Origin of the sequence: Arthrobacter rhizosphaerae, assembly GCF_023062595.1 — a bacterium.
In the GTDB taxonomy this organism is placed as follows: domain Bacteria; phylum Actinomycetota; class Actinomycetes; order Actinomycetales; family Micrococcaceae; genus Arthrobacter; species Arthrobacter rhizosphaerae.
This window is the reverse complement of record NZ_JALLAN010000012.1, coordinates 1-25,097: the sequence shown is the minus strand read 5'-3', so window position 1 is coordinate 25,097 and position 25,097 is coordinate 1. Positions and strand designations below refer to the sequence as shown.

General features: G+C 62.4%; 25 protein-coding genes and 1 pseudogene. 12 read left to right on the top strand and 14 right to left on the bottom strand.

Features of this window, described 5'->3' with window-relative positions; genetic code table 11:
- Positions 1-188: 188 nt before the first annotated feature.
- Genes MU551_RS15920 through MU551_RS15910 form a run of 3 tightly spaced genes read right to left on the bottom strand, consistent with a single transcriptional unit; the run spans position 189 to position 3,415 of the window.
- Positions 189-1,919, bottom strand: a complete 1,731-nt coding sequence (locus MU551_RS15920) for a hypothetical protein (protein WP_247046240.1) — start codon at positions 1,917-1,919, stop codon at positions 189-191.
- Positions 1,920-1,922: 3 nt separating this feature from the next.
- On the bottom strand, positions 1,923-2,276 hold the full coding sequence (locus tag MU551_RS15915; protein WP_247046239.1) for a helix-turn-helix domain-containing protein: 354 nt from the start codon (positions 2,274-2,276) through the stop codon (positions 1,923-1,925).
- Entirely contained in the window at positions 2,273-3,415 is a 1,143-nt protein-coding gene (locus MU551_RS15910; RefSeq protein ID WP_247046237.1) for a tyrosine-type recombinase/integrase, read from the bottom strand. The genes MU551_RS15915 and MU551_RS15910 overlap by 4 nt, the downstream gene beginning before the upstream one ends.
- A gap of 339 nt (positions 3,416-3,754) precedes the next feature.
- Here MU551_RS15910 and MU551_RS15905 point away from each other — a divergent pair, with 339 nt between their 5' ends.
- Genes MU551_RS15905 through MU551_RS15895 form a run of 3 tightly spaced genes read left to right on the top strand, consistent with a single transcriptional unit; the run spans position 3,755 to position 7,216 of the window.
- A complete protein-coding gene (locus tag MU551_RS15905) occupies positions 3,755-4,894 on the top strand; it encodes a tyrosine-type recombinase/integrase (RefSeq protein WP_247046234.1) in 1,140 nt (379 codons plus the stop codon).
- Positions 4,891-6,837, top strand: a complete 1,947-nt coding sequence (locus MU551_RS23515; RefSeq protein ID WP_247046233.1) for a tyrosine-type recombinase/integrase — start codon at positions 4,891-4,893, stop codon at positions 6,835-6,837. The genes MU551_RS15905 and MU551_RS23515 overlap by 4 nt, the downstream gene beginning before the upstream one ends.
- Positions 6,827-7,216, top strand: a complete 390-nt coding sequence (locus MU551_RS15895; protein WP_247046232.1) for a DUF6262 family protein — start codon at positions 6,827-6,829, stop codon at positions 7,214-7,216. The genes MU551_RS23515 and MU551_RS15895 overlap by 11 nt, the downstream gene beginning before the upstream one ends.
- Positions 7,217-8,046: 830 nt before the next feature.
- Here the strand turns inward: MU551_RS15895 and MU551_RS15890 are convergent.
- Entirely contained in the window at positions 8,047-8,478 is a 432-nt protein-coding gene (locus MU551_RS15890) for a YybH family protein (RefSeq protein ID WP_247046231.1), read from the bottom strand.
- Positions 8,479-9,128: 650 nt separating this feature from the next.
- A complete protein-coding gene (locus MU551_RS15885; protein WP_247046230.1) occupies positions 9,129-9,440 on the bottom strand; it encodes a hypothetical protein in 312 nt (103 codons plus the stop codon).
- A gap of 179 nt (positions 9,441-9,619) precedes the next feature.
- Between MU551_RS15885 and MU551_RS15880 the strand changes: the two genes are divergently transcribed.
- The 3 genes from MU551_RS15880 (at position 9,620) to MU551_RS15870 (ending at position 10,850) form a co-directional block, all read left to right on the top strand.
- Positions 9,620-9,850 carry a hypothetical protein gene (locus MU551_RS15880; RefSeq protein WP_247046229.1) on the top strand — a complete coding sequence of 77 codons (231 nt, stop codon included), beginning with the start codon at positions 9,620-9,622 and terminating at the stop codon, positions 9,848-9,850.
- A 363-nt stretch (positions 9,851-10,213) separates the two neighbouring features.
- Positions 10,214-10,543, top strand: coding sequence for a hypothetical protein (locus MU551_RS15875; protein ID WP_247046228.1), 330 nt, complete (start codon positions 10,214-10,216; stop codon positions 10,541-10,543).
- Positions 10,524-10,850, top strand: a complete 327-nt coding sequence (locus MU551_RS15870) for a hypothetical protein (RefSeq protein WP_247046227.1) — start codon at positions 10,524-10,526, stop codon at positions 10,848-10,850. The genes MU551_RS15875 and MU551_RS15870 overlap by 20 nt, the downstream gene beginning before the upstream one ends.
- A gap of 59 nt (positions 10,851-10,909) precedes the next feature.
- Here the strand turns inward: MU551_RS15870 and MU551_RS15865 are convergent, their stop codons facing one another.
- On the bottom strand, positions 10,910-11,422 hold the full coding sequence (locus MU551_RS15865; RefSeq protein ID WP_247046226.1) for a hypothetical protein: 513 nt from the start codon (positions 11,420-11,422) through the stop codon (positions 10,910-10,912).
- Positions 11,423-12,054: 632 nt separating this feature from the next.
- On the opposite strand from MU551_RS15865, the gene MU551_RS15860 reads away from it, so the two are divergent.
- The 5 genes from MU551_RS15860 (at position 12,055) to MU551_RS15840 (ending at position 17,882) form a co-directional block, all read left to right on the top strand.
- Positions 12,055-12,387, top strand: a complete 333-nt coding sequence (locus MU551_RS15860) for an STAS domain-containing protein (protein ID WP_247046225.1) — start codon at positions 12,055-12,057, stop codon at positions 12,385-12,387.
- Between the two features lie 434 nt (positions 12,388-12,821).
- Positions 12,822-13,145: a hypothetical protein gene (locus tag MU551_RS15855; protein ID WP_247046224.1), complete on the top strand. Its 324-nt coding sequence runs from the start codon at positions 12,822-12,824 to the stop codon at positions 13,143-13,145.
- 65 nt (positions 13,146-13,210) lie between these two features.
- Entirely contained in the window at positions 13,211-13,714 is a 504-nt protein-coding gene (locus tag MU551_RS15850; RefSeq protein ID WP_247046223.1) for a hypothetical protein, read from the top strand.
- Positions 13,711-14,217 carry a hypothetical protein gene (locus MU551_RS15845; RefSeq protein WP_247046222.1) on the top strand — a complete coding sequence of 169 codons (507 nt, stop codon included), beginning with the start codon at positions 13,711-13,713 and terminating at the stop codon, positions 14,215-14,217. The genes MU551_RS15850 and MU551_RS15845 overlap by 4 nt, the downstream gene beginning before the upstream one ends.
- A gap of 14 nt (positions 14,218-14,231) precedes the next feature.
- The gene (locus MU551_RS15840; RefSeq protein ID WP_247046221.1) at positions 14,232-17,882 is read left to right on the top strand and encodes an Ig-like domain repeat protein; all 3,651 of its coding nucleotides are present in this window, start codon (positions 14,232-14,234) and stop codon (positions 17,880-17,882) included.
- Positions 17,883-18,169: 287 nt separating this feature from the next.
- On the opposite strand, the gene MU551_RS15835 is transcribed toward MU551_RS15840, so the two are convergent.
- Together MU551_RS15835 and MU551_RS15830 are read right to left on the bottom strand one after the other, a co-directional pair.
- Positions 18,170-18,334 carry a phosphatase PAP2 family protein gene (locus MU551_RS15835; protein WP_247046220.1) on the bottom strand — a complete coding sequence of 55 codons (165 nt, stop codon included), beginning with the start codon at positions 18,332-18,334 and terminating at the stop codon, positions 18,170-18,172.
- Positions 18,335-19,286: 952 nt separating this feature from the next.
- Positions 19,287-20,072, bottom strand: a complete 786-nt coding sequence (locus MU551_RS15830) for a DUF2382 domain-containing protein (protein WP_247046219.1) — start codon at positions 20,070-20,072, stop codon at positions 19,287-19,289.
- Positions 20,073-20,602: 530 nt separating this feature from the next.
- Between MU551_RS15830 and MU551_RS15825 the strand changes: the two genes are divergently transcribed.
- Entirely contained in the window at positions 20,603-21,868 is a 1,266-nt protein-coding gene (locus MU551_RS15825) for a PP2C family protein-serine/threonine phosphatase (protein WP_247046218.1), read from the top strand.
- On the opposite strand, the gene MU551_RS15820 is transcribed toward MU551_RS15825, so the two are convergent.
- The 6 genes and pseudogenes from MU551_RS15820 to MU551_RS15795 form a co-directional block, all read right to left on the bottom strand.
- Complete coding sequence (locus tag MU551_RS15820) at positions 21,799-22,176, bottom strand: STAS/SEC14 domain-containing protein (RefSeq protein WP_247046217.1); 378 nt, start codon at positions 22,174-22,176, stop codon at positions 21,799-21,801. The two genes, MU551_RS15825 and MU551_RS15820, sit on opposite strands and share 70 nt — an antisense overlap.
- Before the next feature lie 415 nt (positions 22,177-22,591).
- Positions 22,592-22,750: a hypothetical protein gene (locus MU551_RS15815; RefSeq protein WP_247046216.1), complete on the bottom strand. Its 159-nt coding sequence runs from the start codon at positions 22,748-22,750 to the stop codon at positions 22,592-22,594.
- Complete coding sequence (locus MU551_RS15810) at positions 22,743-23,294, bottom strand: hypothetical protein (RefSeq protein WP_247046215.1); 552 nt, start codon at positions 23,292-23,294, stop codon at positions 22,743-22,745. Before MU551_RS15810 ends, MU551_RS15815 begins: the two co-directional genes overlap by 8 nt.
- Before the next feature lie 711 nt (positions 23,295-24,005).
- Positions 24,006-24,158 (bottom strand): hypothetical protein, encoded by a 153-nt coding sequence (locus tag MU551_RS15805; protein WP_247046214.1) that lies wholly within the window; start codon positions 24,156-24,158, stop codon positions 24,006-24,008.
- 357 nt (positions 24,159-24,515) lie between these two features.
- Positions 24,516-24,833 carry an L-rhamnose mutarotase gene (locus tag MU551_RS15800; protein ID WP_247046213.1) on the bottom strand — a complete coding sequence of 106 codons (318 nt, stop codon included), beginning with the start codon at positions 24,831-24,833 and terminating at the stop codon, positions 24,516-24,518.
- Between the two features lie 51 nt (positions 24,834-24,884).
- Positions 24,885-25,097 (bottom strand): annotated as a pseudogene (locus MU551_RS15795) (hypothetical protein); the annotation flags it as partial.

The following is a 25,097-nucleotide window of genomic DNA, read 5'->3' as shown; positions in this document are numbered from 1 at the left end:
AGTACCAGGACACAATGTCCCGATGGCTTCGCCACCACCACTTGGTGACATGAGATTGATTTTGTCGATCCCACTCAGAGTTTCCGGAATGACCTTCTCCAGGTATGGGATGGCATTTCGTGAAGGGAAGGTACCCGGTGGTGTCCGTCCTGCGCCGATCATCGCGTCAAGCAGCTGTCCCGTGCAGCTTAGCGCCCGGGGCCATCGGGGAGATTGCGTGCTTGACTGGCTGATGTCGCCGCCTGCCATACAGCAGCCCTGGCCACGGTGATGCCGGTTAGGCGGGCCAGAATGACCGGGGGCAGTTGCATCGCAAGTTGACCCATGGCGGTACTGCGCGCGGCCGCCGGTTCCAGTCCGATCGCGCCGAGCCACCGGCCCATTGTTGAGGTAGTAACCGGCCGGCCGTGGATCGGCCCCGGGAATAGCCATTCGTGGTCTTCCCCGAGGCCGCCAAATCGGGCGACAGAGCGTGCCGCTAGGGCCGCTCGGGCGTGGATTTCGAGCGCTTCCGGAAGCTGGAGCGGCTCCGGGCCGAAACGGATGTGGATGGAGTCTTTGCCAACGACGAAATCGCTCAGTCGCAGACCCGCGACTTCATGCGGCCTTGACCCATACACGAGTACCAGCCCTGCTGCGAGACGAAGCCTGGGGTCCAGTTCCACCGCCGGGTCAAGCACCCCACACAGAAGCCTTTGCCTCTGGTCTTCCGCCAGCGCGGCGGTCTTCGGCAACGACGAGATGGGCAGCGCCGGGATGTGCATGATGCCGGTGATGGCATTGTTCAGGCACCATTGGAGGAACGGGCGTATTTGTGTGCGGTCCTTTGTCCCTGCGGCGAGCCAGGCATCAATGTGTGCCTGCGTGGCGGTTCGGAGCGCGAACCCGGTGGAGTGGAGCGAGTGCAGAAATCCTGAGACTTGGATTAGTTCACGTCGGCGCCAACCTAGTTGGGACTCTGTGAGGGCCTTCAGCCGTGCCTGCCTCAGATGACGCCAGCGGGCGAACCTTACGAAGGACTGCCGGTCTTCAGCACGGTCAATCTGGTCCGCTGTGCTGCTGATCCAGGCCTCAAGGGCGACCACCCGCTCGTCACGCACGGGCAATGCCCCGGTCGTGACGAGGAAGGATCGAAGAATCTTGATCTGGTCTGGTGTTCCGTACGAATCAATCGCTTCGTGGGTAATGACATCGCCGTCAGCGAGCATCCTCTTCAGAAGTGGCCAGGTTGTCACTCCTCCGAAGAACTGCTTCCAGTGCGTTGTGTCTGCGGCGAGGAGGGCGTCACGGGCGCCGACAAGGGAGGGTTGTTTCCGCAGGACTTCTTGGTTGAATACGTCGCGGATTTTGTCGTGGAACAGGCATTCACGGCAGAGCCGTGGACGGCCGGGGCTCTGGTAGTCCACGTCGTCGCAGCGCGAGCATGGACGGAGCAGAGGCGGCAACGTTGGCCAGCACTCCCCGCACACGGAAATTCCCTTTCGTCGGCCCCGGAGCTCTCTTGTGTTCAGGCACTTCCCGCAAAGACCATGTGTCGATGAACCGCGCAGCGACAGCGAAACCCCAGCACGGCGCAACTCCTGGACGAGGGCCAGAAGCTTCAGGCTCCGGCGCCCCGCCTGGCCATCCGGGACAAGACTGCGGATGGCGAGTTCAAACCATACCCGCAGACGGTCTTCCGGATCCGGAAGGGCTGCTGCCACAGCCCGTGCGACCACCAGCGGGGAGACCGGGTGCAGGTCTTCCAGCAAGTCGTGGACACGGTCGCACAGCATTGTTGATGCTGTAGGCAGGGCGGATTCCCAACAGCCCGCGCAAACAACACCAACCCGTGCGGCATGTCCGCCGGCGGCGGACACTCCGCAGGCAAGGCAAGCATCTGCGGTTTTGTGCGTCGGGACTTCCAGATCCGATGGCATTTTTTACTCGTTGTTTGGCGGCAGAACGGAAGCACGCCGAGGCCGGAAGCCCTTCTCCTTCAGAACACTCAGTCCAGACTCCTCCGCCGCCGAGTGATCGGTGCCGGTCCCCCGTCGGCTGGCAGGTACCTGGATCTTGCCGATGAGGTCATCGGCGCTGCAGTCCAGGGCATCCATCAGGGCCACCAGTACCTGAAGGTTCAGCCGCTCAGGCTTCTCCGCGGCCAGGCGGTAGACCTGGCTGGCTGATAAGTGGATGCCCCGCTCGTTGAGCAGAGGAATCAGCTTGGTGGTGCTGAACAAACCCCTGGTAGCCATGACTTCACGCAGACGCCACTCGTAATCCAAGGCGTTCATTCGCTTCCCTTCCGGTTATGGGCGGCCTCAAGGAGGCCAGAGATGGCATTTCGCATCATCTTGTTCGCGAAAGCGCCGCTGACGGCAGTGTAAAGGGCGGTCGTTGACTGGTAGGCATGGCCGACCTGTCGCTGGATAAACACCGGATCGACGCCGTCCTCGGTCAGATGAGTCACATAGCTATGCCGCAGGGCATGGGGAGACAGCACCGGATCCAGCCCGAGATGGTCGCGGTACTCGGCGAACCGCCGGCTCAGATGGGTGGGACTGACGTGGCCACCACGCTCGGAGACCCATAACGCATTCGACGACTCACTACGCACGAGCGGCCACACATTGTCGATGTAGTCCTTCACGGCTTCGGCAGCCCACACGTGAAGTGTCGCAACTGATCGGCGCTTGGGCGCCCCTCCCCTGGAGGACTTCCCATTCCTGACGAGCAACATTCCGAAGTTCCCGAACTCGGGCGCGTGCGGATTCCGATAGAAGTCGGTCACCTCCAATGATGCTGCCTCGTGGGCGCGCAGCCCCCAGGCATAGGCGACCTTGAACAATGACGCATCCCTGTAGGCTCCCAGCGCGCCTTTCCTCCCGGATGCGAGCCTCACCTCGACCTGCTCGTCTGCGTAATCAAGGAACCGTTGCACCTCGGCCCTGGTCATCGGCCGCCGCCGCGGGCGGCCCTCATAGTCCTGCAGATGACGGGTCGTGTTCCACTCGGTGCAAACCTGCACCGGATGTGTTCCGAACCGTTCCTCGCATTCGGCAACCCACCCATAGAGCGGGGAACAGATGAACTCACAGAACTGTCCGACGGCGATCTGGTAGTTCCGCAGCGTTGACGGTGCCCGCCCGCGAACGGCCACCAGGTCCTCCATCCACTCGTCGAACATCGCAGGCGTCCAATGCCACGGAAACAGGCCCGATGCCTCCCTGAACCGCCTGACAATTCCGAGTCCGGTCATCACGGTGTGCTTGCGCAGATTCCGGCCACCGAGGCGTTGGGCACGCCACCCCTCAAGCATGGCCTCAAACACGGTCTCCTCCGCGTCCAGATACGCCACACCAGGCACGAGAAACAGCGATGCCGACCCCTCAAAAGCACCCTTCAAGCCCACCAACCACACCCCCTGTCGCATAATTCATGCATTAAACGCAGGAAAGACAAGCGGAGGCAACAATGACAGTGGTCCCGGATAGCATCACGGTACTACTCAGGCGCCAGCCCGCTGCCAGGATCATGCATCAGGTGCAATACCGCACAGTCCCGCCCTTTTTTGGCGTGTCTATTCGAATATATGTTTCCTCCAGCCCTTCGAGTGGTGTCGTTGATGTAGCCGACGCGGCTACATGCCCACGGATATTCGCCCATATCGACCGTTATCTAGAGTGTTGTCCACGTGTTAAGGGTCCGGTCAGCTCCTCTTGCTAGACCGAAGGCAGCACTGTGCGCATGAGTCCTTCTGTGAGGAGCCGGAATGCCTTGGACTGTTCAACGTGTGATCCAGCCTTTTGGCGAGGAGTCATGGACCGTTCTGGACCCGTCCTATGATGTCGTCTCTTCAGTGGACCGCTACCTCGCTCACCTCGGCTCCATTGATCGATCACCGACGACAGTTCGGTCGTATGCCTACGACCTGCGGGACTACTTCGCCTTCCTCGATCAGAACAGCCTTCGCTGGGCCGACGTGCGTGAAGAGGACCTTGGACGCTTCGTGAACTGGTTGCGCCTGGCGCCAAACGCGCGTTCCCGCCCGCCTGTGCTTCCGGGCCGGCAAGCGGAACATTGCTCACCGTCTACAATCAACCGCAAGCTGTCCGCGGTGGGCTCGTTCTACGAGTTCCATCACCGTCACGGCACAGACGTCGAGTTACTCCCACCTGCGCCAGGACGCGGCAGCCGCGGTTCCTGGAGACCGTTCCTCACGCATCTGGGCGGCTCCTCCCGGCCTCGTAGAGAACTGGTGCTTCGAGCTGCAACGAGAATGCCGAGGGCCCTGAGCCCGGGCGAGGTAGCGCGGGTGGTTTCTGCCTGCGATCATCTGCGGGATCGGTTGCTCTTCTCAGTCCTTGCGGGATCTGGCATGCGGATCGGGGAAGCATTGGGGCTCCGCCATGAGGACATCGATACCGCCGCCTGCATCATCAGGGTGCGTCGGAGACGGAACGCCAATAACGCCAGAGCCAAGACGGGTGACCGTGATATTCCGGTCCGGCCTGGCCTGGTCAGGATGTTCGCTGACTACCTTTTCGAGGAGTACGGGGCACTGGACTGCGACTATGTCTTCGTCAATCTTTGGTCCGACCCGGTTGGGAAACCGATGACCTACGCTGGGGTCACGGATCTGGTCGCGCGCCTCCGTAGGCGCACCGGGTTCCATTTCACACCTCACCAATTCCGCCATACTTACGCCACCGAGCTGCTGCGCCGGAATGTCCCGTCAGAGGTGGTCCAGAAACTGCTGGGCCATTCGTCGGTGGCGACCACGATCGACACCTACTCGCACCTCGAGATCCGGCATGTGCGGACCGCACTGGTTTCAGCGGGCTGGCTTCCCGTCATCGACACCATCGACGACGACCTCGCTACTATCGCCGATGAAGGGGACCAGCCGTGACCTCTCGCACGACAGGAAAGAGAGCCGACGGTAGTACTGACGGAGTATTCACAAGGATGCGTCTTGCCCTGTCCCCACGATTCGCCGCGGAAGTCATCGAACTCGATGATCAGGAACTCGCGAAGGCCCTCTTTCCGGTTTGTAGCGTCACAGGATGCCTCCGATTCCGTAGCAGGGAGTACATCTGCGAAACGCATCACTACCGGTGGAGGGCGCGCGGCCAGCCCGCCATCAAGGACTTGCTCGAAGATCCAGGGCCGGCTACGAAGCCGGAAAGGATCGATCTCAGCGGCCTCCCACGGAATCTGCAGATCGAGTTGGGCCTTGCAATACAGCTCCTCGCCGCGGACCCGCCCGAACGCAGAAGATTCCCGCCCCAGGACATCCGGGACCTCATCAAGACACTCAGGCGCCTGAACAGCACATCACTCACCATGGACGACGGCAGGGAAGTGACTGGGTTGGCCGAAGCTTCTTCATCAGCCCGCCGGGTTCACACTGCCTTATGCAGCGCATTGGAGCGTTTCATGGGCCCATCCGATGCCTCGACAGAGTTTGACCGTGACGTCTGGCGGCTCGAAGTCATGGGCTTCACGGGCAGGACCGGACAGCGAGGAGCCCTGCGGTTCAGCCCGATACCCCAGCCCTGGCTGCGGCTGCTGGCGAAGAGGTTCATGCGCTGGCGCATTGCGACCGGGACCGGCTATCACCAACTCAACCGGGACATGACCGCGATTCAGCGGCTGGCCGATGCGTTTACCGAACAAACCGGTGTCCACGGCACAGCGCAGGACGTCAGCAGGGAAACAATCGAGATCTACATGAGCATGCTTCACCGGCTTGGGCTCAGTTCCGCGAGCCGCAGCTACTCCCTCAGCTCAATTGCCATGTTCCTGCGGGCCGCCCGGGAAAACGGCTGGGAACCTGGGCTGCCGTCAACCGCAGGGATCCATCTCGGAGACCACCCGCGCCGGCCAGCAGCCCTGCCCCGCGCCCTTCCCGAATACGTCATGGCCCAGATCGAGGACCCTCAAAAGTTGGATCGCCTTCAGCAGCCGCACCGGCTCATGATGCAAATACTCATCCGCACCGGACTCCGCCTTGCCGACACCTACCGGCTGGAGATCGACTGCCTCGTGAATGACCAGCAAAACGCGCCATATCTGCGCTACGTCAACCACAAGATGTCCCGCGAAGCGATCATGCCGATAGACGAAAAACTAGCAGCGGCGATCAAACACCAGGCATACTCCGTCCGGGCCGCCATGCCCGACGCACGCTACCTGGCACCCGCACCGACCTCCCACGCCGGCGACAGACCATGGGATTCCGGGTCAGCAGCGGCACGCATCGCCACGTGGCAGGCCAACATTGGGCTGTCCGATGAGCAGGGGCACCCATTCCGGTTCACCGCACACCAGCTCCGCCACACCTACGCCACACGGCTGATCAATGCTGACGTCCCCCAGGAAGTGGTCCGTCGGCTCCTCGACCACGAATCCCACGAGATGACCGCCCGCTATGCCCGGCTCAAAGACGAAACGATCCGTCGGCACTGGGAAGAGGCGACGAAGATCAACATCAGGGGCGAAACCATCAGTCCCGAGCAAGGCAGCGGGCTCAACGATGCGGCGTGGATGAAAGAGAACCTGGGCAGGGTCACGATGGCCTTGCCTAACGGTTACTGCGGACTGCCGCTCCAGCAAAGCTGCCCGCATGCCAACGCCTGCCTAACCTGCCCGGTCTTCGTCACCACCCCGGACTTCCTCACCGAGCACCTCACGCAGCTGCGAAGCACCAAAAGGCTCATCGCAGAGGCGGAAACAGCAGGCCAGACCCGTATGGTCGAAATGAACCTCAAAGTGGCCAGCAGCCTTGAGAACATCATCAATGCCATCCAGACCACCGCCACCAGCCATGAGGGCCCCGCCGATGCAAACTGACAACACCCACCACCTCCTGGCGGCAACCCGAAAACGGTCTGAGAGAGCCCGGGCACGCGCCGCCGAAGCCCTGAAACAAATATGCGAAACAGGGAAGACTGCCACCGTCTCCGAGCTTGCGAGAACAGCTGGCGTCTCGCGCTCCTGGCTCTACACCCAGCCGGATCTGCTGGATCTCCTACAGCATCAGAAAGCACCCAACCGGACCTCGATGTCGGGAGTAGTCACCCAATCATCGGGCGCATCCCTCCGCCGACGTCTGGAACTCGCCCACCAACGGATACGACAACTCACAGATGAAAACACCCGGCTGCATGAACGGCTCGCGCGGGCTCACGGAGCACTCCGGGCCGCCAACCAGACGACCGGACCTCTCTAACGCATGCTCTCCGCGATCCTCTCCCCATGACAAAGTCACTTGTGGTGAGGTCTCAAGGTCGGGCCGGCGACAAAATGGGGGGGCAAGCCTGGTCTCAGAAAGGCTCGATTGCCGCCGGCCCTGAACCAAATTGAACTCGAATGAACGAGTCCGGACACGAGTAACGTGTACTCGTGTCTGGCCACGGCACACCACCTGCTTGAAGCAGATAGCGAACGTCCCGTTTCCGCGGAACACCGGGACGCCTCGTCAGACCACAGCAGCCGGGGTGACTTGGTAGGTAGGGACCACGAATGGGTCCAGGCCGGCGGCGTCTGGGGTCGAGCCTTGGTCTCATCAAGGGGTCGATCGCCGCCGGCCCGGATTCTCATTGAACCCTGTCCGGCCCATTGCAGGCACGAGTAATTCCTACCCCTTTTATTGGCCGGGTATTACCCGTCCATCACTTGGACGTCGTACCCGGGCAGGCAAACAATCCCTGAAGTCGGCCCTTCCCCTACCTCGATTGAGCGTCTTCGACGGAGGCTCCCAGCGAACCCGAAAGCGATGGGATATTTCTTGTCCTCGGGCCGTGGACTCGGCCCTGCAGCAGCAGTACGCTATCTCTGCAACCGCAGTTCTTGTGAGGATACCAAGAGGCTGTGGCTGCTTATGGTGAAGGCGCACGTTACTGGGGCGGGCGCCGGGGGGAGGCTCTTAGTTTCGCGGTGGCCAGGGTCCGCCGGGCACAGGAGGGACAGGCAGCTTCAGACACGCCTCTCACGATATATCGCCAGTACCCCATTTCCGGGGCACCGGCCGCAGGTAGCGACGTCCTGCGGCCCCCGGACCTAACCCTGGACGATGGACTCGATCGGCCGCGGGGACGTGATCGGATCTGCGTGTCGATGGATAACCTTCCAGTGGCCGTCTTCCAGTCGGAAAATCGTCGTCACCCGAAGAGAGATCCGGGAAAGTTCATCGGCTCCGCCAACCTTGGCCTGAGTCCGTTCAATTTCGACAATGTATGCGAGGTCCGTCCCGGTATACTCCGAGATTCGTTCGAAGGTGGTGGGCTCGCCTTCCCTCAGTTGAGAAACCGCCCGATCCATCGTCTGCTCAACTGCACTCCGGCCCCGAACCGGCGGGCCGATCGGATTTGCTAGCGAGACATCGTCCCGCCCCGAAAACATCTTCTTCTGCAGCCCCGAGTCTCCCTGCACTATGGCATCGAGCGCTCGATGATACTGCTCCACCACACGATCGAGATCGGCCCCCGACATTGGTTCCTCCAGCCTCGCTTCTACGCCGGCGCGGCGCGCCAAGCGCTGTATCAGGCCATCGTGGCACCGTTCACGAATGGTGTCTATATAGGAGCTAGGCAAAATACATGCCGGAAGATCCGAGGGCACAAAGATCCCAGCAGATACTGGGCGGCGCCCACGGTTGGCCAGCGGCCGAGGCCGAGCTGCGTCCCAATTCCTTGGTGACGGGACAGACCAGTTTCGGTGGGACACTCCCCCAGGGAACTCCGAATCTGAAGACGATCACGTATAGGGCGGCGGCAGCCCAGGCTTGGTTCGTCTAATGCCGGCCAGCTAGTCTTCCCAATCGGCATGCGCCGGCGTCGAGGGCCTGGTCATCAATTTCCTGGTGAATGAGCTTGTTGATGGGTCCAGGCCAGCACATCATAGGGCTGACAGTTGCAAGAAGGGGGCCTCGTCACCTGGGCGCGGGCGAGGCCTCCGACTCAATCACTTCACGTCACTCGTCCGAAGACGAAGCATGCTGTTCCACAACCCTTGCCTCAACCCGCAAGCAGTCGCCCACCTCTTTTGAGACGAGCCACCTCGCAAAACGGGTGCCGGTGGCTACTGAAGCACCGGGATAAAGCTATTCTCTTCATCGTCCTTCGTCGGCGCATGGTCCAGACTTACTGCCCCACTTTGCCGCACACTCCGTCGAGTTTATGGCCGAACACTGCCGGGCTCGTGAGGTCCGTGAACCCGTCCGTAATCACAATCACTGCCCGCAGACTACTCTTATCGGAATGGCTCCCCACGCCTGGCGTGGCTCCGATCGGGTCGGCAACATCGCCGAGGGGATGATGCGCGTCACCCTGGACGTTGGCACAATCAGCGGACTCGACTATCGGGTGAATAGTCGCAGAGGCTGCCGGAGCGAAGCCGAGTATTCCCGCGAACAAAATGGCACCAGCTAAGACTGATCTCCTGATCCAAGCCATTGCTTTTCCTTCCTATCAAAAAAGAAAACATGAACAAGGAGCACGTTCTCTCGCAAGCAACGGCTCCTGGAAGTCGAGCGCTTGAGGTATCGGGCCGGGAGGTCCGATACCCCGGTCCAGCGCCCGGCAAAAGGGCATGCCCCATCCGACCCGTACTGACTGGTGGGGAGGGGTATTCCATGGCCTCAGTTAACAGTCCCGGCACTGCTACCTGCACGAGTAGCCAGTACTCATTTTCCAGAGGCTCGGTACTCGATATCGGCGACACGATAACCTTCACCTACAGCCAGCAAGTCAACCCGGCCGCCGCTGTTGATAAGCGCGCGAAAGGTTCAGGGGTTGTTGAGGATCCGGAGGATAAGCCAGCCTTCGGTACCTGGGCTTCGATCTGGGATTTCGCTGTTGGGTAGTCGCAGGCTTCGCCGGTGATGGTTCTGGTTTCCGTGTGCATGATGCGGATCCTGGCTGTTGGCGGTGTCCCATTTCCTTAGAACCGGGACATCTGCAATGGGACACACCCCGGCACACCTCTAGTGTCGATTTGATTTCATCCCGTTCCTTGCGCCTATCGTCTTCAGCTGGGGCTGGCGTCAAAAAATGTCTGACCGCCCCTCTAGCCTCCATAAATACGAAGGTGAATGGCTGTGCGGAGCGCCACGGCCTTGTATCAGGAGTTTCCTGTGTCACGGACAGGTGTCCAGAAGGTATACGCGCAGTTCAGAGGCATACAACACACCTAAAGCTAATGGGAATATATGTTCTAAGGTTGTGTTATGGGACCGGAGCAAGCGAGCCAGCTGCAGGCGCGGTACGCGCGCCGAGCCGGCCCGATTGGCTTGACGGTGGAAGAGCTCGATTTCGAGCACTTCCCGGCCAAGAACGGGTATCCGGGGATCCCGGTGAAGGCGTGGATCCGGTTCCCGAACTGCGCGGAGCTGGTGGATGGCGAAGTGTTCGCCTGGACAGCGAAGGCAGCGGAAGTGATGTGGAAGGACGGGCCGGTCACTTACCGGACGTGGGTATGGAGTTCGGCGGTCACCCGCCGGGAGGAAATGATGAACCGGAATTTGGGAGAGCGGACCAGTGGCAAGAACAGCAAGTGACAAACCCTTGGATGTGCCGGTGCAGGTCCGGTTCACCGCGGCAGGCACTCCCCTGGCCGTCAGGTATGACGGCCGGATTTGGGCCGTCGCCGCGGAGCCGGTGCGCTGGTTTACCCGCGCGGACTGGTGGAACACCGCCAAGCGGGCCCAGGTCGGCTGTGGGGACCTGGTCAGCGTCGAACACTGGCAGGTGCAAGTGCGTCTGACCTCGACCTCGGCGCTACGCACCTTCGAAGTGCGCCGCGATCCGCTGTCGGAGAAATGGCTGCTGACGGCCATCACGGACACCGGATCGGTCGCCGCCTGACACCCCGAAGTCGGCCGAACCCCTCGCTGCTGTGATGCAAAGCTGGGCATCAGCGGGGGCTAGTCAGGCGGCAAATGGACGTGCCCCCAAAGGTCCTCTGCCACTCGGAAAAGCCGTGCGCCAATCTCGTCAAGCTCTTCCACTCCATGCAAAGTGGTCTCCCAATGCGGCTGCTGTGCAGGCGTTGCGTGCCCCTTTTTTCGCCGGTTGAAGAAGGCTGTCTTACCTCCGAACATCAGCTCCCCCACGGTCGCATGCAGGATCTTATTGCGTTGCTCTAGGGCTGCTTTCGCTTCTATGAGCAAAGCTTGGACTTCCGCCCTATCCTTGTCACTGGCCGTCTTCGAGTCAGTCATCAGTCTCCTGGAAAGCTGGATCATCTGCGAGGCGCTCATATTTGCAGTGACGGCATAACCAACTTCAGAGTCGCTGTTGATCAATGACGCGCACAGGTCAGCAAGGTTCTGTTCCACGGACGCGGCCCAAATAGCTATCCGGCCCACAGCGGCTTCCCCCTCAGAGGTCGTGCCAACGTATGCGCGGTGCCCCTGCACTTCGAGGTATTCGTCCATGCTCGTCAGCCTATGCGTCACGCTTGCCTTTAAGCCGTAGCGGATCTTCCTTCTTCGGTGCCCCGCGCTGCGGCCAACCGTTCTAACAGGGCCTGTAGCGTGGACGGTATGACTGAGGACGTGCCGGATACGCTGCGCCCGCCCGTGTCTCTGGCGCTGGCGAAAGCCGTTGATTCCATCCCGGCAGAGGGGGCCTTACCGGGAGGCAGTCGGTATGAACCGAAGTGGGACGGTTATATTCACTGGACTATGTCAACTGAGCGCATGTGCACGGTCCGGGCCCTGTCCGGCCGACATCTACGCTGCTGATGAGACTGAGTCATTGCCTGGGCTTTTCCGATTCGTGCCCTCTCGTCCGTGAATAGACCTGCTGGTATGGAGCGCAGTCAACGTGGAATATGTGGTCGTCCAAGATTGAGCATTCGACCCCGGAGGTTTGCAGGATCCCACAGAAATGGTGCTCGCCTGGGCCACAGTTTCCCAATATGCGCTCAGGATAGCGGGCAGATATACCTGTTTTTACGAAGGATTGTCAGAGGATTTCTTTTAGTGCCGGCATTTGACGTGCAGAGGCTGTAATCATGGTCTGGACATTGTTTTCAGTAGACGGATAAAGGGAAGAATCGATCAGTATGGAGATTGACGTCGAACTGTCCGGCCACAACGAAACCCTAATTCGGACCAGCGGGCGCCTGAACCTGATCTCCGCCCCGAAACTCCAGGACGTGTTAGCCGGGATCATCGGCCAAGACGGACGCTCCCGGCTTGTGGTGGATCTGACGGGGACTGATTTCATCGACTCCACCGGTCTCCGGGCACTCATTTCCGGGCTAAAAACGGCCCGTGCCGCTGGCGGTAATCTCCGGATCGTCGGGGCCGGCACGCAGGTCAAGACGGTGCTTCAGTTGACGAAACTGGATAGGATCCTGCAACCATCTGAAGCCGTCGAATCGCGGTTTTTATGATCCCCGGCGCTGTCACTGGCCATTGATTCCGCAGAGGCGCACTGTCTGAGCATTTCGGATGGCTTATCAAGATGAAGCCACAAGTTTCAACTCGCGATTGAATCGCGTGACCATCTCAGCAAGATTGCTTGACAAATTCAGCAAGATTAATGGCGACTGTGCCCGCTTGACACGGCATACTTGTACATGGTGGGGGGGAAATTGCTAATTAGCCCACTGACACTGCCCAACGAATCGCGGGGGGCGGACCGTCCGTTGCTTCATGCACGGCCAAATTGTGATTGGGATTGATTGTCATGCGCAAACTGAAGAAGAGGACTGTAGCCATTGCGTCCGTTGCCGCCGTACTCCTCGGCGGCGGTGCGGCTTTCGCTTACTGAACGAATACGGGATCCGGTACCGGTGAGGCGACGACCGGAACGAACACGACCATTGTGGTCAACCAGACCAGCACCATCACCGGCATCGCGCCGGGAGTTCCGGCCCAGACGCTGAGCGAGAACTTCGACAACCCGAACTCGAGCCCGACTTACGTGACCACGGTCACTGCCACGGTTACGGGCACCGACAAGACCGGTTGCGGTCCGACCGACTACACCATTGCCGGTTCCGCCACGGTCAACGCCGAGGTGCCGGCGGGCACCGGCGTGGGGTCTTGGTCTGGCCTGACGATTGCGTTCAACAACAAACCGGCAGTCAACCAGGACGCATGCAAGGACGCTGTTGTGTCCATCGCATATGTCGCCAACAACAGCTAAGCCGCGCGTCGCTCCCGCCCCTGAACTGATGGGGCGGGTGGCTGCCCTTTGCCCCGGAGTTCCCGATGACGAACGGTACGCCTAGGTACCTGATCCTTGGCGGTGCGATGGCGCTGCTCGGGACGGTCATCGTTGTGCTCCTGATCAAGTCCACCGGCGAGGACGGCCCGGACGGCGGTCCTTCGGTGGCGGGGCGGGCCTCGTTCACCATCTCCGGTGACGCAGTGGAGGCGATCGTGCCGGGCAAGAGTGCGGCCATCGATCTGGAGTTCACAAACCCGGAAGGCCTTCCCTTCACGGTCAGCGGGGTGCGGGTCCGTGTCCTTAAGGTCACGGCACCGCAAGCCCCCGCCACGAGGCCCTGCAGTATCAGCGATTACACCGTGCAGCAGTTGCCGCCGGAGACGAGGATCACGATCCCTGCCCGCGGGACCGGGACGCTCAGCGGCCTGGGCCTGCCGCGGGAGGATTGGCCGCGCGTGGGATTGGTGAACGATTCCGTGAACCAGGACAGCTGCAAGGGCGCCTCCCTCGAACTTGCCTACACCGCCACCGGGTCCGGTGAATGATGAGTGCCAGGCTCCCTTCACCTACCCGGGGCATCCTCGTTATCGGGTGGGTGGTGCTCTTCCTCGCCGCAGGAGGCACCGCTGCGGCGATATGGAGTGATTCCGGGGGCGGGGCAGGCATCGCGGGTACGGGCGCTACCGTGCCCGTGACGCTCAGCCCCGGAACACCGACCGCGAACCTGTTCCCCGGCGGCAGCTCCGACGTGCTGCTCACCGTGAGCAACCCGAACACGTCTCCGGTGCGCCTTGGCTCGCTGGTGCTGGACACCGGGCAGGGCACGGGCGGGTTCGCGGTAGATCCGGCCCACCCCGCGTGTGGTGTGGCGTCCCTGGACTACACGGCGCAGGGCAACGCCGGAGCCGGCTGGACGGTCCCGGCCAAGTCCGGGAGCGTTGAGGGTTCGCTCACGATCAGGCTGGTCAATGCGCTGTCGATGGGCCTGGACGCGGCTGACGCCTGCCAGGGCGCCCGGATCACGGTCTATCTGGCGGTCGGCTCATGAACAGCGCTCGGTTCATGAACCGCGGCACCCGGACGGTGCTGGCCTGCCTGCTCGCGGCGCTGATGGGTATCGGCGCCGCCCTGGGCGGCGCGGCGTGGGCGTACTGGAGCACCACAGCCACTCCCGGAAGCAACGGCGCATCGATGAGCGCATTGCTCAACCAGGTCGCGACACCTGAGGCCTCCGTGTCGGGCAAGAATGTCACCGTCAGCTGGGCCGCGAGCACGCTCTCCAGCGGGGCAGCGGTGGACGGTTACGTCATCAAACGCTACGAGGCGGGGACCTTGGCCGAGCAGACCATCGGGTCCGGTTGCGCGGGCACGCTGGCTGTTACCAGCTGCGTGGAAACCGGCGTGCCTGCCGGGAACTGGGTCTACACGGTAACACCCGTGCTTGCCATGAACTGGCGTGGCTCCGAAAGCGTCAAGAGTAGTCCGGTCACGGTCGCAGCACCGGTCCTGGCACTGTCCTCGACCCGCGTGAAGCCCGGCACCTCCCTGACGGGCACAGCCAGCGGGTTCCTGACCGGTGAGACGCTGCGCTTCCGTCTGGACAGCCCCACGGGCACCGAACTGACCGGCACGCTGGCAGGGAACGCCACACCCGCCACGGTCCCCTCCGGTGGCGGTGGCGCGGTCACGGTCCTAATGCCGTCCGGTACCGGCGACGGCGCCCACACGATATATGCTGTGGCCTCACCCACCGGCGACACGGCCGCGGCCGCCGTGGTCGTCGATGGCACGGCGCCTCCTGCCCCGGTGCTGACCCAGACCCCCACCAACCCGGGTGGGGACAGCGCCACCTTCGCCTTCACCGAGTCCGAAACAACTGCGATGGTGGAGTGCCGGCTCGACGCTGCGGCCTTTGCTCCCTGCGACAGCCCGGTCGGCTACACGGAACTGGCCAGCGGATCGCACACTTTCCAGGCCCGGGCCACTGACACGGTGGGCAACGTCAGCGCCGTCACGGCGTACACGTGGACGGTGAACCTCTCGATTCCCACCGTCAGCATCGGTTCCCCCGCGGCCGGCAGGTCCTACAACGACGCCGGATTCACGGCCGCCTGCGGCACCGCCGCCACCAGCGATGTGTGCGGCAGCGCCGAAGACGACACCGCTGTCGCGTCCGTCTCGGTAAGCCTGCGCCAGGGCAGCAGCGGCCTGTACTGGAATGGGCTGAACTTCTCCTCCGGCACCGAGACCTGGCAGACGTCATCACTGCTCAGCGCAGACTGGACCTACGCCATCGCATCGGCCTCCCTGAGCGAGGGCGACTACACCCTGCGGGCACGGGCCAGCGACGGAATCAACCTCGGCTACGACACCCGAACCTTCACCATTGACCGCACAGCCCCGGCAGCCCCGACATTCACCACAGCACCACCGGCCATGAGCGGACCGGCGGTGAGCATCGAGTTCACCACCGCCGATCCGACCGCAACGTTCGAGTGCAGCCTCGATTCCGGGTCGTGGTCGCCCTGTGTGAGCCCGAAACGGTACGACCCCCTCATAGACGGTTCCCACACGGTCGCGGTCCGTGCAGTGGACCCGGCCGGAAACACCAGCGGATCCACATCCCGCACTTGGACGGCCGACGCGAACGCCCCGACCGCGGCGATGAGCTTCCCCACCACCGGCAGCTACAACGGCGCCGGCTGGACCGCCGGGTGCGGCACAGCAGAGGGAGGGGACATCTGCGGGACCGCGAGTGATGCCCGCAGCGGACTGGCCAACGTGGCGGTCAGCATCCGCCGGGCAGCCAGCAACAGCTACTGGGACGGCACCGCCTTCGCGGCCGCGTCCGAAACCTGGCAGACAGCCACCGGAACTACATCCTGGACCTACCCCTTCGACAGCGCCGCCTTCCCCGGCGACGGAGCCTACACCGTCCGATGGCGTGCCACGGACAACGCCGGGAACACCACGACCGGTTCGGTCACCCTGACCGTGGACACCACCGCACCCAGCTCGCCGGTCATCGTCCAGGCCCCGCAGGACCCGGCCGGGCCCTCCGCCCAGTTCGACTTCACCACCGCCGAGACCGGCACCGTATCGGAATGCCGGATCGATTCCGGAACCTGGAGCACCTGTACCGCCCCGGTCTCCTATACAGGACTGGATGCCGGCCCGCACACCTTCGCCGTGCGTACCACGGACGCTGGCGGAAACACCAGCGCCCCGGCCTCTTACAGCTGGACCGTGGACACCGGCATTCCGAGCGTCAGCATCAGTTCACCCTCCGGCGGGCGCACCTACACCGACACCGGATACAACACCGGCTGCGGCACACCCGCCGGTGACATCTGCGGCACCGCATCGGACCCCCAGGGCAACCTGGCCGCCGTCGGCATCAGCATCCAACGCGCCTCCACTCAGCTCTACTGGGACGGCACCAGCTTCAACAGCCCCACCGAGGTCCACCTGCCTGTGACCGGATCCACCTCCTGGTCCTACGGCATGCCCGCCGGATCATTCCCGGGCGAGGATAGCTACACGGTACGCGCCCGCGCCACCGACGGTGCCGGCCTGACCTCACTCGACACAATCACCATCACCTTCGACCGCACCCCTCCGGCCGCACCAACCATCACCAGCGGGCCGACCGGCACAACGTCCAGCGCCGCCACCTTCACCTTCACCGGAGAGACAGATGCCCGGTTCGAGTGCCAGCTCGACGCAGGCACCTGGGCGGCATGCGCCAGCCCAACGGCATACGAGGCCCTGGCCGATGGGTCGCACACCTTCGCGGTCCGCGCTATCGACGCCGCCGGCAACACCGGCGCCTCCACCGACCGGACCTGGACGGTCGACGCTACCGCGCCCACCATCGGCGCCACCTTCCCCGTCGCGGATGGCCGATACAGCAGCACCACCTACGACGCCGGTTGCGTCGCAGGTACCGGGGACATCTGTGGCACGACCGCTGACTCACTAGCCGGCGTTGCCCGCGTCGAGATCAGCATCCAACGCGCCAGCACCGGACTCTACCTCTCCAGCGGAACGTTCAGCTCGGCCACCCCGGCCTGGACCACGGCCAACGGCACCACCTCCTGGAACCTTCCCCTGGCCGCTACTACCTTCCCAAGCGACGGCAGCTACACCCTGACCGTCCGCGCCACCGACACCATCGGTAACGCGCGCACCACCAGCACGACCTACGTCATCGACCGCACAAAACCGGCCGCGGCCGGGCTGACGACGACCAACACCACCAGCGGCACCGTGCGCAAACTCGACACCGGAGATACCTTCACCCTGACCTTCTCCGAACCCGTCTCGCCGGGCTCAATCATCACCGGATGGACCGGAACCACCACCAACGTCGTCGTCCGCGGCGCAGGCAACGGGGGCAGCAAGGACCGGCTCACCGTCTACAACGCCACCAACACCACTCTCCTGCCGCTGGGCACCCTGAACCTGAACAGGACCGACTACATCACCGGCGCCGTGACCTTCGGAGCCACCGGAACACCATCGACCATTACCATGAACGGCTCCAGCATGACCATCACCCTCGGCACACCCAGCCACCCCACAAGAATCAGCACCCCCGCAGCCGCGGCCGCCAACGCAAGCTGGACACCCGGCTCCACCATCCTCGACCTTGCCGGCAACACCTCAGCAACCACCACCTACGCCGAAACAGACAACGACAACGACTTCTAGAACGTACAGAGCCAGCCCACGGCGATACGCCTAAGTTGAAGAACGAGCCAGCAGAACACCCAGTCCGGAACGAAGGCTCTGCACAACCCACCCGGGGAACCGCCCCATCGTCTCCGCCTCGGGCATCCCACTTCCTTGCATATGGGACGCGATGGGAAGCGGGATAACCGCAGCTGGTGCTGCACCAGCCGTCGGCCTCCGTGCGGCGCGGACCAATCCAATGGACCCATCGGTGGATCTCCTGGATGCGTTCTTACCCAGGAGCTTCAAAAACCCGCTGAGACTGTTCAGTCGGGCCCCCAGCCTTTTGTCAGTACCGCTGCTAGAACACCGACTCCCGAACCAAGCAGGACATCCGAGGGCCAGTGCGCGCCGGTGTGCACACGGGAGTAGGCCACACCCGCAGCGACCGGAAGAACGGCTGCACCCCATCCCGGACTTACCAAGGCCACGCCGGTGAGGAAAGCAGAGGCGGACGCCCGAATGGCCAGAGGGCAGTGAGGAACTATCCGATTCAGGATGGGCGAACCGGAGAAAACCCAGATGCTCCGGCCTCGGCCGGGACGGCAGCATTCTCTTGAGTACCGCGTTCATCGTCGAAGCCGCCGTGAGCGCGATCAGGCCATGCGCTGCGGCCCGTCGTGCCCGGCCCTTTCGCAGAGCCATCACCCCTGCCACCGCGAACCAGAGCCTGCTTTTATTGGCAGCACCAGACAGGCCGCCAAAGACAACGTCCGCGGTGCCCACCGGCCGGCCGCCACCACGTGGGACCAACGTCCTGTCCAACCGGCGGACAGCCTCCCCTGTCTCCCGCAAGGATTTCGCCACCGACGAGAACACACTAATCAAGAGGATCGCGTCCGGCAGGCCGGGAAGGTCATGCGTTCCGAGGTTGTGCTTCTTGTTCCTCACCATTACTCCGTTGAAGGGGACGACCCGTGGATACCTCCAGCCATCACAACACGCATCAACCGCTGTGGCGAGAGGTCTCTGCCGAGATTCTCGTAATGCACTGAAACCGGTCCTCCCATTGGCTTTTGGATGCTTACGCCGTCAGAGGGACCGAACCCGTCCCGTGGACCGGTAGGCCTCAACCGGACGAACCCTTTTACTCTCTCTGCCTGCGACCTGGCTTGAGCATCGCCGTGGACGCCAACACTGGGACCTCCTTGGCCCCGCCAGGGCGTGACTCCTGCCGAACCGCAGGCCCGTTTACACGACAGAGTGGCCCCGGTAGTACCAGAGCCACTCGTGCCACCCCACCTGCCGGCATGACGCGCCTACGGGAGACGGTCAATTCAGTTAGTGAAGATACTTAGATCACTACCTGCCATCCTTTGACGGATCAAGACCCCCGGGTTCCGAAAAGAAGGCGCTGTAACCATGGATTCGTGATCTTCCGGGCTATCGTCGGGTGTCGTCCGTCCCGTCGGTTTCGATCCGTTCCTTCCGCACGTCCTCGTCAACGGTGACGTTTTCGGTCACGGTGTCCTTATCGAGTCGGACCCGTTCAACCGGTACGGTCTCCTTCTCCACCACCGGACGCTCCTCATGGAGAGTCACTTCGTGTTCGTCCTCGCTGATATCGGGTCCGGACATCGCCGCGCCCCGGTTTTCGTCCGTGATGGGTTCGCGTTCGATGCGGACTTCCTCACGCTCGACCGGGACGGTCTGTGTGACGTTTTCGGTGGTGACGTACTTACGCAACCTGGCCCGCCCGGCTTCCTGCCGTTCGGTGCCCACGTTCAGCCGTTCCTCGGACCGGGTCATCGCATCATCGGTCATCTGCCCCGAGGTGTCCCGCCCGACCGTATCCATCCGGTCATCGGAGGAATCCATCCCGGCACCACGCGTGGCATCCGTGCGGGTCCCGCGGCCAATCCCGTAGTAGGCATAAAGCCGGTCTTCTTCCGCGGGCTCGAGATGCCCATCGGATTCAATCCGGGGCGCGTCTTTGACCTTGTCCTTGCCGTACGGGACGACGATGTCGTTGCCTTCAGTGCGTGCACCTTCAAGCGGTACGAACGATTCCGAGGTTCCGAACAGTCCGGTTTTTACTGTCACCCAGGTCGGCTCGCCGTTCTCATCGTCGACGTATACCTGGCCGACGGAACCGATCTTCTCCCCCTCGGCGCCCAGGACGTTCCCGCCCGCATTCAGCAGACGGTCAATATTCTCCTTGGCAAACATGATGTCTCCTTGGATGCTTCATTTCTGGCGTTAGTTGTGCGGGTCAGAGAGGCTTCACCGCCCGCATGGTGCCGGACCGCTCCCCAAAGGCGCGACCGGTGTTTCCCAGATTCAGCGACGTTGGCTCGGGCACCGCTGCCCATGCGGACCGGGTACGCCCGCGAAGCCACGCGCGCGCCAGGGATTCCCCCTCTAAAGACCCTCGGCCACATACAATACTAAGGCTGCTTAGCAACAGCTTGGCAAGACGCAAAACATACTTTCCTCTTCCCGGTCCCGGCCGCTCCCCGAAAAGGTCTGAGCAACCATCGCCAAGGCCCCTGGATCTCCTCAGTTACAAACGGCAGGACACCGGCAACTAGTGGGATGACCCCTGAGGACCAACCAGCCGGAGACTCAGTCACACCTGTCACGTCCCCTGCTACATTTGTCAAACAGTGTTGCGGGTCCGTGGCTGTCCACAACGAGGAGAGCGACCGGCTGCTTCAGGGGGATCAAGCGGTGTGGAGACGACGATGAACAACTGTCCCATGGACCAATCCAACGAGACGGAGCGTGAACGTGTCCGCGCCCTCGCAGCCCTCCACCTGATGGATTCAGCCCCCGAGGAACGCTTTGACCGCATCACCAGGCTCGCCAGGGAACTCTTCGACGTTCAGGGCGCCGCGGTTACCCTGCTGGATGAGAACCGGCTCTTTTCTTTGTCCCCCCAGGTCCCCGGACACACAGTGGTGGACCGCAACGACAGTTTCTGCGACGTCACCATCCGGCAGCAGGCACTGCTCGTCGTTCCCGATGCCACCCAGGATGACCGCTTCTCCTGGAAACCCGAGGTGACCGGAGGCTTCGGCATCCGCTTCTACGCCGGGCGCCCGTTGAGTGTCGGGGACGGGCACCGGGTCGGTTCCCTATGCCTGTTCGACACCAAACCACGAGACCTCTCCCCCGGCGAACGCGAGCTCCTGGAAGAAATGGCTCAGTGGGCAGAGCGGGAAGTCCAGGACTCCGCGGAACAGGACCACGCAGCCCTCGTCCAACAAGGATTGCTCCCGACATCGCGGCCGGGGTCCCCCGAATACGAGATCGCCGGGATCTGCCTGCCCAAGCGCGGTGTCGGCGGAGACTACTACTCCTGGACCACCACCGGCTCCGGCAACATCGAATTCACCCTCGCCGATATCATGGGCAAAGGCGCCGGAGCAGCCATCATCGCCGCCACCGTCCGCCAGGCCTTCAACGCAGCCTCGGGCAACAAACCTGCCCGAGCACTGGATGAAGCAACCCGGGCGCTACAAAAAGACCTGTCCGCCACCGGCTTCTTCGCCACCGTCCTTCACGCCACCCTCAACCCGGGGACCGGTGACTTGGAATATGTCGACGCCGGGCACGGCCTCACCCTCATCATCAGGGCCGACGGCACAGAACAAAGGCTTGCAACCAGCGGCCTGCCGCTGGGAATCGCCGCCCCCGGGTCCTGGGAACAACAGCATTCCCTGCTGCATCCCGGTGACACCCTGATCTCCGTCACCGACGGTGTCCTTGACCTCTACGACGGGACCCTCGCAGCCCTGCCCGAGATCGCATCCCTGGTCCGGGCCGCCGGCACCCCAGAAAAGGTAATGGCTGAAGTAGCCCGGCTCGTTGGATCAGGCAACGCCCAGGACGATGTCACCGCGATCGCCATCCAGCGGACATCCTCTGAACGGGACAACAGTGGTGACGGCCATCAACAGGAAATGGCCGGGCGTCCTCGGAGCCATTCGATGGCTTCGGATCTGGCTAAGAAGAACCCGTGAGGGCAAGGGTTTCCTCGCGTGATGGAAGCAGCGACGACGCGATCAACGTCCGTTGCTCCCACCACCGCCACGGCTGAAACGAAACGCAGCGCCCGTAATTGACGGCGGGCCCCCGCTTCCAGGGTGACGCCGACAATTTCCATAATCAGCCCAAGGCGTCGCCCCGCGCTTAGGCGCATGGTTGCAGCCAACGCCTCTGCTGCATCTTCAGCTTCAAGAATTGCCCCGGGAACCCAGAGAAGGTCAAGCAACCCGTGGGTGTGCAAACGCAACGTCCCCTTGCCGCCCGCCACCGCCATAACGTCCACGAACCACCCCCAAGGAAATCAGAGTATAGGACAGCCGACTCCCAAGGCCGCCAGGGTGTTCCATTTCCTTGGTATGGGGACAGTCTAAGGGGACCGCTCCCCCACCGATACGGTCCAAGGGATGAGTAATGTGACTGTCCCGTAAGTTGTCCCAAAACTGCCGCCGCAATCCCCCGTCACGGAGACAACTTTCGGTACGGCTTCAGACATTGGTGCGCGTTGTCGCTCCCCGCGGGTGCCCGTAAGCCGACCGGCGGATTCAGGCGGTCCCCCACCGCTACAACTTTGGGCCACTCCCCCACCATGAAAAATCTGTCATTTTCAGGAGTCGCTTGCACTGAATGTCAGAAGTCGCCTGCACTGCGCTGATCAGGCAGGGACTTACTGCGTTCTTACATGCGGCGATTCTGCCAATTCATCCTCCGCCAACGAACGCCTCGATCCGCGCCACGTGCCCTTCGGTGGTCCCGCTCCCGGCGTCGGTCCCGACGACGTCGTCAATCCGCACGACGGAGTCCCGGTCCAATTCCTCGTGGCGTCGGAGTAGGCATCTTCTGACCTGCTGCTTAGTCACCCCTACAGTTCTCGGGCACTTCAAAATCCCGACTCAACAACAGCTGCCGACGTTTGACCTCAGTGGCGATAAATGCCCCACGTACAGCGCTCAGCTTTCCGCCCTCGATGCGGTTGAGCAGGTAGTCCGGTGGGAAGTTTTTCACGAGCCTGCGCTCGAGCCGGTCGGCGTTGATGGTCTTCGCGGTAAGGATCCTGGTCGTGTCCAGGGCCCGGAAGGAATTGACTGAGAGGACCGACTGGTGCTTGTGGCCCCACAGGAGCCGGTCGAAGTGCTTGTTGGCGGTCCAGTGCCTGCGGATGCGTGCCCTCATATCCACTGCCTGTCGGTAGCTGTCCAGCACCATCACGTAGGCGCCTTCCTCCCAGTCGAGAGACTTCACGTCGGTCACCTCCCGCAGCTGCTTGTTTTTGGTCAGCATCTCGGCCAGGGCAGGCTCGAAGGCGTCGGGCCGGAGCGTCGCAAAAAAGGCCATGTTCGGGTCGAAGTTCTCCAGCGCGGCATCGCACAGTAGATGTGTGTCGTCCCGGCTGAAAAGAACCACGCCACGATGTCAGGTTCCCCGGCCGCATAAGTCTGGAACCGTGGGGTACGTATCTGGTGTAGGGGTTTGAACCTTGGACCCGCTCGGCTGGAGGCAGAAGCAACGGAACTGTGATGGAGTACCAGGGAATCCCTGTTGGGCTGCATCCTCCTGTTGCCTTGGCTTTGGCCAAGGCTGTGGAGCGGATCCCGGACGCCGGCGCTTTGCCGGGTCCTCTGCTCTTCGAACCCAAATGGGACGGTTTCCTTCACTGCACTTGTCAATCGGCTCCCCGCCGGCCTGTTACCGATCAGTTGGCTGCTGCCACACTAATCAGCTCTTGCTTACGCGCACTCACCTGCCTGGCCCTAGGACCCTGACGAGGCGCGGCACTGCACTGCGACTCTCGCTATGGAAGCAGAATTATCTGGAGAAAGGAGGGATGCCGAGCATCAAGAAGATCAGTATCGCTACGACGACGACGGCCATGCCGCGCCGAGCGCCCCAGACCGGGCCGGCCTGTCAATTCTGTCGGCGTCCTCGCGGAGAAGGACGTATGCAACGCCCCACTCCGGTTACGAAAGCCCAAGGCAGAAACGACGGGAAGAAGAAATCCATCGAACCCTCCTTCAGCATTTGGCCTCATCAGTCCTACCCCTTATTGTCCTTCCCTCTGCAGCCAGCGAGCAATCGTACTCCCGACCAGCCACGCTGGCCTGGCCAGCAGGTCCGTCAAGGCCGCACGTCAGAAACACCGGCCGGTGACGGTGAAGCTTCCACTTCATTGCGTCGGCGCCGAAGGTGCACGAGGCTTTCCTCCAGGGCCTTGACCTCTCCTAGCCACTGGTGCTGCCGGGCTTCGTCAAGGCGCGCTTCCGCGTTCACGGTCATATCCTCTATCCGCCCTGTCTCTGCCGGGTCGACCTGCACGAAGAGGCTCCGCGCCGCCGGTCGCTATGCCCATCTTGGCCGTGGAAGTTCGTTTGTTGGCTGGCGGCGGTCACTTCCCCAGAGCCAATGCCTCGTAGAGCGCGGCACGGAGTAAGCGGGGACCGAGCCCATTCTGAGGAGATCCAATATTCGGACAAAATTGTCGTCGTCCAGGGAGGTGGAAGCGCCCTGATACGGAGCGTTGAAGTGGTTGTTCCGGCAGCCGCCCGAGGGAACCCATCCCGAGACTCCGCACCTTAGTAGATGAGAGAACTCCCGTTCCGCGATGAAAAGCGGATTTTCGGCAGGCCTTTAGTCGAGGTGCCAGATTTCCTTGAGCGTGAGCCACTGTTCGCCGTCGGGTGTTCCTTCCAGGCGGCGTTGCAGCGGGTCGGTGAGTGTCCACCACTGCTGCGTCTTGGGGTCCTGTGCGATAGCCGCGGATGCTTCTGAGAGTGACGTTGCGTCGTCCACCTCGAAGTAGGCAAAGAGATGTTCGTCGACCAGGAAGATGCTGTAGTTACGGATACCCGCGTGGGTGAGGGTGGCTTCTACCTCCGGCCATACGGCTCGGTGAAGCCGTAGGTATTCCTCCTGGTTTGATCGCGGCAGATCGATTCTTTGTGCCACACGCTGCATGCTGTCTCCGGTTCCTCTTCGTACGTTCAGGTTGATTCTTAGTCAACTAACATAGCCTCGGCCGACATCACCGTCGATGCCGTTTCTGTTGGATTCTGACACCTGGTAGATGCTCGCGGCCGTCCCCCACCAGAACTGCTCTTGGGCTTGGGCTGGCCAGGCAGACACAATCGAGCTGAGCGAGTCGAAAACGCGTCGATATCCACCAGCGGCGATCGACATCGGCCAGTCGCCTCCGTAGAGGAGCCGTTCCGC

Excerpts from the sequence above, each read along its gene's own strand:
- MU551_RS15905 (WP_247046234.1), top strand. The coding sequence starts at position 3,755 with ATGCCTTGGACTGTTCAACGTGTGATCCAGCCTTTTGGCGAGGAGTCA.
- MU551_RS15895 (WP_247046232.1), top strand. The coding sequence starts at position 6,827 with ATGCAAACTGACAACACCCACCACCTCCTGGCGGCAACCCGAAAACGG.
- MU551_RS15890 (WP_247046231.1), bottom strand. The coding sequence starts at position 8,478 with ATGTCGGGGGCCGATCTCGATCGTGTGGTGGAGCAGTATCATCGAGCG.
- MU551_RS15830 (WP_247046219.1), bottom strand. The coding sequence starts at position 20,072 with ATGTTTGCCAAGGAGAATATTGACCGTCTGCTGAATGCGGGCGGGAAC.
- MU551_RS15865 (WP_247046226.1), bottom strand. The coding sequence starts at position 11,422 with ATGGACGAATACCTCGAAGTGCAGGGGCACCGCGCATACGTTGGCACG.
- MU551_RS15840 (WP_247046221.1), top strand. The coding sequence starts at position 14,232 with ATGAACCGCGGCACCCGGACGGTGCTGGCCTGCCTGCTCGCGGCGCTG.
- MU551_RS15850 (WP_247046223.1), top strand. The coding sequence starts at position 13,211 with ATGACGAACGGTACGCCTAGGTACCTGATCCTTGGCGGTGCGATGGCG.
- MU551_RS15885 (WP_247046230.1), bottom strand. The coding sequence starts at position 9,440 with ATGGCTTGGATCAGGAGATCAGTCTTAGCTGGTGCCATTTTGTTCGCG.
- MU551_RS15845 (WP_247046222.1), top strand. The coding sequence starts at position 13,711 with ATGATGAGTGCCAGGCTCCCTTCACCTACCCGGGGCATCCTCGTTATC.
- MU551_RS15825 (WP_247046218.1), top strand. The coding sequence starts at position 20,603 with ATGGACCAATCCAACGAGACGGAGCGTGAACGTGTCCGCGCCCTCGCA.
- MU551_RS15875 (WP_247046228.1), top strand. The coding sequence starts at position 10,214 with ATGGGACCGGAGCAAGCGAGCCAGCTGCAGGCGCGGTACGCGCGCCGA.
- MU551_RS15880 (WP_247046229.1), top strand. The coding sequence starts at position 9,620 with ATGGCCTCAGTTAACAGTCCCGGCACTGCTACCTGCACGAGTAGCCAG.
- MU551_RS15910 (WP_247046237.1), bottom strand. The coding sequence starts at position 3,415 with ATGCGACAGGGGGTGTGGTTGGTGGGCTTGAAGGGTGCTTTTGAGGGG.
- MU551_RS15920 (WP_247046240.1), bottom strand. The coding sequence starts at position 1,919 with ATGCCATCGGATCTGGAAGTCCCGACGCACAAAACCGCAGATGCTTGC.
- MU551_RS15860 (WP_247046225.1), top strand. The coding sequence starts at position 12,055 with ATGGAGATTGACGTCGAACTGTCCGGCCACAACGAAACCCTAATTCGG.
- MU551_RS15915 (WP_247046239.1), bottom strand. The coding sequence starts at position 2,276 with ATGAACGCCTTGGATTACGAGTGGCGTCTGCGTGAAGTCATGGCTACC.